This is a genomic window from Bacillus sp. AFS018417 (assembly GCF_002560985.1).
Classification (GTDB): Bacteria; Bacillota; Bacilli; order Bacillales; family Bacillaceae_G; genus Bacillus_A; species Bacillus_A rhizoplanae.
This window is the reverse complement of sequence record NZ_NTTM01000093.1, coordinates 1-5,405: the sequence shown is the minus strand read 5'-3', so window position 1 is coordinate 5,405 and position 5,405 is coordinate 1. Positions and strand designations below refer to the sequence as shown.

4 protein-coding genes and 3 pseudogenes are annotated in these 5,405 nt (G+C 33.9%); 4 read left to right on the top strand and 3 right to left on the bottom strand.

Features of this window, described 5'->3' with window-relative positions:
- Nucleotides 1–493 (top strand): DUF6454 family protein (locus tag CN326_RS24810; protein ID WP_255258198.1); only part of this gene is annotated, 493 nt, incomplete at its 5' end.
- Nucleotides 494–925: 432 nt separating this feature from the next.
- On the opposite strand, the pseudogene CN326_RS23210 reads toward CN326_RS24810, so the two are convergent.
- Nucleotides 926–1,308 (bottom strand): annotated as a pseudogene (locus tag CN326_RS23210) (recombinase family protein); the annotation flags it as partial.
- Nucleotides 1,309–1,413: 105 nt separating this feature from the next.
- Here CN326_RS23210 and CN326_RS23205 point away from each other — a divergent pair.
- The 3 genes and pseudogenes from CN326_RS23205 to CN326_RS23195 all read left to right on the top strand — a co-directional run.
- Complete coding sequence (locus CN326_RS23205) at nucleotides 1,414–1,845, top strand: winged helix-turn-helix domain-containing protein (protein ID WP_098311306.1); 432 nt, start codon at nucleotides 1,414–1,416, stop codon at nucleotides 1,843–1,845.
- Between the two features lie 478 nt (nucleotides 1,846–2,323).
- Complete coding sequence (locus CN326_RS23200) at nucleotides 2,324–3,529, top strand: macrolide family glycosyltransferase (protein ID WP_098311305.1); 1,206 nt, start codon at nucleotides 2,324–2,326, stop codon at nucleotides 3,527–3,529.
- 91 nt (nucleotides 3,530–3,620) lie between these two features.
- Nucleotides 3,621–4,055 (top strand): annotated as a pseudogene (locus CN326_RS23195) (IS6 family transposase); the annotation flags it as partial.
- 140 nt (nucleotides 4,056–4,195) lie between these two features.
- Here CN326_RS23195 and CN326_RS23190 read toward each other — a convergent pair.
- Nucleotides 4,196–5,068: pseudogene (locus CN326_RS23190) on the bottom strand (IS4 family transposase); the annotation flags it as partial.
- Nucleotides 5,069–5,126: 58 nt separating this feature from the next.
- A partial coding sequence (locus CN326_RS23185; protein ID WP_141525117.1) for a DDE-type integrase/transposase/recombinase occupies nucleotides 5,127–5,405 on the bottom strand: 279 nt, incomplete at its 5' end.

The following is a 5,405-nucleotide window of genomic DNA, read 5'->3' as shown; positions in this document are numbered from 1 at the left end:
CCAATCTATCATTTATAAAGTGAATCCAGAAACGCTGAATGCACAGGAAGTATTTCGCACGAATGACCACATTGGGGGAATAGTTCGTAATGAAGAAGTAGGAGCTTTAAAAGCTGTAAGTTGGGGTTCCAGAACGTTTTATGAGTTTAATGAAAAAGGAAAAGTACTTCAAAAATCAAATAATACTAGCCACTTTATCGATTATCAGGACTGCGAAAATGTAGGAAAAAACAATATGATATGCAGTGGTATTACTGAATTGCCGGGATCTTCAACTGCTAAATATGAATTAGGTGGACTAGCCTTACTAGATATGAAAACAATGAATACTGTTCATGAACTACCAATTCCTTTGTTTTCTCCTCAGGGACATGTTGTAACACGCAATCCAGTATTTCTTGAAAATACAAAACAGGGAATAAAAATGTACGCTGTTCCTGATGATGATCAATCTAATATGCTTGTTTATGAAACAAATATTAGTAAAAAATAATTTTTTGATGAAAACTTTGATGCCAAGCATCAAAGTTTTCTTTACAAGTACTCTCTTTCAGACATAAGCATCATAACATTTACGTGAACTACCCGCCACTTAACACTCTTACAAGCTGTTTAAAGTGGAGGCTCACTTTTATTAGCTGACTAAATTGAATAGGCTCCCCTCTTATATCCAAAGGGTTCTTGTATATGTGTCTTACCTACAAATTTCATTCTTATTGTACAGATAGAATAATGATTATCCCAAATATAACTAGACCTAAAATCCAAGAAGCAAAATTAACCCCACCATTTGTTTCCAGTGTAGCTTTGAAATAAAGTTTGATCAAAAATACCCCACAAGGCCTAGTACCAGCGTTACTGTAACCAGGGGCAAAGTAGCAAATAATGATTTATTATTTCTACTCTGTTCCATTCATTTGTATTGCTAATTATCTTTTTGTTGTATTTTACGATACAGCGTCATCGAGAGATACCCGCTTTTTCTGCAGCATCCGTACGATTCGTTCCTTGTTCTATAAGATATAAAGCATAATTTACCTTTTCTTCATCGGTTTTTGGTCTCCCAGGATATTTCCCGCGTTTCTTTGCTGCCATAATCCCTTCTTTTGTCCTTTCAGAAGTTAAATCTCGTTCAAACTGAGCAATTCCTGCAAAAACAGTAAAGAGCATTTTTCCATGTGCTGTAGTTGTATCAAGCCATGCCTCTTTTAGACTTTTCAAGTTTGCTCCTTTATGAGAAATAAGTTCAACAATCTCAATTAAATCTTTAGTAGAACGTGAAAGACGGGTCAAATCTGTAACTACTACTCAGAGTGGTATAATCAGTACTTTAAATTTGAGCATATAGAGAAAGAAATAACTAAGGAGATTTCAAAATTTAGTGAAAAAGCGGAAAAATATTCACCAGAAAAATTGGTAGAAGAATTTGCGACTGGCCTTAAAATAGAAATCCCCACAATAAAGCACGTTGTTCTAATTCCTTCTCTTCACTTTCGTCCGCTTCATACTTTTAGTATTTTTAAAGAAAAAATGTTTGTGTGGTACCCTGTAAAGTTCAAAGAATCAAGAGAAGACATATTTAACATTTCAAAAGCCCTTGCAGATCAAAAACGTTTGGAGATACTTCAGTTTCTTTCAAGGGATAAATATAAGTTTACGGATATTTTAAATTATATAGGCGGAGCTAAAGGGAACCTCCATCATCACCTTATGATATTGCGATCAGCAAACCTTATACGCGTACATCTGTCTAGTAATAATCAATTTTATCTCAGTACACGTACAGAATTTGCGATTGAATTAAAGGAGAAAATGATAGATTTTATTCAAAATGCTGATGCATAGTATTGTTTGTGAAACCAAGTCCTAAATATTTAAGAATAATGGAATAAACAAAAGCCGATTATCCCTTAACGTACAGGAAATCGGCTTTTTCTATGTGGAAAATTGCTTAGCGTACGAAATTCGCGTTTTGTTGGTGCTACCCCATCGCCATCAACCTAATATTTTTATGTACCCCAAAACGAAATTTTTATCTCTTGACAGTTATTTATGTAAATTTAGCTCGTTTTTTTATTTTGGAGAACAACCAAATCCTTAAGTTGATGGATGTGCAACAGAACCACCCTCTCTATATTTTTTCAAACTTTGCAACAGAACCTTTAGAAGTATAATTTTTTCTGCAATTAAACTGTAATGAAGTAGTAACAACATCTTCAACTAATTTTCCATGTATTTTAACTTCGCTTAGAAATATTTGCACCAGAATCCAATTTTATTTTAATATTAAAAGAGATAAATTAAATTGAATGGAGTGAATATTATGGCAAATGTACTTGTAATAAACTTTCTTGGGGAAGGTCATGTTAATCCACTTTTAGCTGTTGTTAGGGAGTTAATTCAACGCGGAGACAGCGTTGTTTCGTATTGTATTGAGGATTATAGAAAAAAGATCGAAACAACAGGTGCAGAGTTTCGATCGTTTGAGAATTTTTTCTCACAAATTAATTTTATGGAACGAGTACATGAAGATGGTAGTCCTATTATAATGTTATCTCATATAGTGGAAGCAACAGAACGTATTGCTACTCAAATTATAGAAGAAACAAAGGGAGAAAAGTATGATTATATGATATACGATAATCATTTCCCTGTAGGACGTATGATAGCCAATATTTTACAATTACCTAGCGTTGCTTCATGTCCAACTTTTGCTCTTAACCAATATGTTACTTTTAATGATGCGCAAGAATCAAAACAAGTAGATGAAACGGATCCATTATACCAATTTTGTCTAACAGAAATGGAAAGATGGACAAAACAATATGGAATGAAATTCAACAGTCTATATGACATTATGAATCACCCTGGTGATATTACAATTGTATATACTTCTAAAGAATATCAACCATATTCTGATACATTTGATCCATCATATAAATTTGTTGGTCCATCGATTGCTACTCGTAAAGAAGTAGGAGATTTTCCTATTGAAGATTTAAAAAATAAAAAAGTTATTTTTATTTCTATGGGAACAGTTTTTAATGAGCAACCAGGGTTATATGAGAAATGCTTTGAGGCTTTTAAAGATATAGAAGCGATCGTTATATTGGTTGTTGGTAAAAAAATAAATATAAACCAGTTTGAAAACATTCCATTTAACTTTAAATTATATAATTATGTTCCGCAATTGGAAGTATTGAAACACACGGATATATTTGTTACGCATGGCGGAATGAATAGCTCGAGTGAAGCGTTATATTTTGATGTACCATTAGTTGTGATTCCAGTGACAGGAGATCAGCCTTTAGTTGCGAAACGAGTAACAGAAATGGGAGCCGGAATAAGGCTTAATCGTAAAGAATTAACTTCTAAATTGTTACGTGAAGCTGTACAAAAAATAATGAATGATGTGACATTTAAGGAAAATAGTCGTAAAGTTGGAAAATCGCTTCGGGATGCTGGAGGATATAAAAAAGCTACTGAAGAAATTATAAAATTTATGTCTAATCATCAAACGTCAAAATAATATAAGGATTCGACCAAGGTGGTTCTGGTGCAAAAATTCTATAAAGCTTGGACATGCTGATACTATTACTCTAAAAAGGTGTGTGATCGGTATGGAAAAGAAAAATTTGTTCAAATGGAAGCACTATCAGCCTGATATTATATTATTAATGGTAAGATGGTACCTACGGTACAATCTAAGTTTTCGTGATTTAGTGGAAATGATGGAGGCGCAAGGTTTATCCATTTCTCATACAACGATTATGCGTTGGGTTCATCAGTATGGTCCTGAATTGGATAAACGAATCCGACGTTACCTCAAACAAACAAATGACTCTTGGAGAGTCGATGAAACATATATCAAAGTAAAAGGTCAGTGGCTGTACCTGTATCGTGCTGTTGATTCGAAAGGAAGCACAATCGATTTTTTCCTAAGCAAAACAAGAGATCAGAAGGCTGCAAAGCGCTTTTTCAAGAAAGCTTTGCGGTCTTTTCATATTTCAAAGCCTCGTGTTATAACAGTCGACAAGAATCCAACTTATCCTATAGGGGGTCCCACCACACATCCATCAACTTAAGGTATATTTTTATACAACATGTGGTCTTTTCACGTAGTCTTTTATTATCTTTTATAGATATCATAAAAGTAGGCACATCAAATAAACCCTGACGGGTTTCAAATTTTTCGCTATGCTACCTGATGAGCAGAAGTGGTATACTCATAGACAACACCCAAAATATCAAAGACTGTTTTTTTCTCATATCTGTGAGATTTTCGTCCGTTTCGCTGTAGGAGGTTAAACAGACGAAGGAGAATCTTTGATAATTCTTGGGTGTTTTTATGTAATGCTTGATGAAAAAGTAAGAAATAATCTTTAATTATGTACATCGCTTTATATTCACTTAGCTCTTTCTGTTTCTTACGTAACAGGAGTTCTCTCATTTTAAACATAGTAGAAGAACATAATAGGATACTAATGAGTTGTCCATAAAGGTGGCATTCTAATCGCTCCTGTTTAATAGATTTACAACGATGAATTTGAAACCAAGATTTCCATATTTTAAATAACAGTTCAATTTGCCAACGCAGTGAATATAAATCATAGATTTTCTCTTTTGGTACCCATTCCGTAGGAATGTTTGTCATATATACCGTAATTCCTTGTAAAAGTTTCGTACGCTCTGTATATGTAATCCCTTTTTTCTTTTCGCGAATAGCTCGATCACGTAGGCGTTTCTGTTTTTGCTCCTCTGTACATCTATAAGTAGGTAGTTTGTCTTTGCTCCCTACATATACATCATGTAATTCATACACTTGGCCAGGGTGTAATTGGTTCATGATGTCTTCCAAATGAATTTGTATATATACCGGTCTCAATTGAGCAGGTTTTCTTTTAAATACCACTGTTTCGAATTCTTTTCTATATATTTTAGTTGGTAATTTAAGACGTGATAAATAATACCCTTCCTTATCTTGGATAGACTTAAAGTCTTGTAAACGAAAATATCCCAAGTCACGAATATATAGTTCATTCTTTTGTATCATGCCTATTCGAGTCGCCCGGTTCTGTTGCAAAGTTTTTTAACAGATAGAAAGTTAGGTTGAGTACAGCTGAATCTTATGCAATTGTGAGTAATTGCTGTAATTCATTGTACGTTGAAAAAACGAAGTTTGGCTGCAAACTTCGTTTTCGTTTATATATAGCATGAATCGTTTCGATTCCTTTCAAGGTGCGCGAAGCATGGCGAAGACTTTGGAATCCTGCAGATTTGGCAAAGCGGCGTTTTACATGTCTATGGTCCTGTTCTATGAGATTATTCAAATGCTTGATTGTACAATGAGTTGTATGTTTATAAAAGCCTTGTTCCTTTAATTTTTTGAATGCACAAAGTAATGC

Bases quoted from the DNA above. Each gene is read 5' to 3' on its own strand.
- CN326_RS23200 (WP_098311305.1), top strand. From the start codon at position 2,324: ATGGCAAATGTACTTGTAATAAACTTTCTTGGGGAAGGTCATGTTAAT.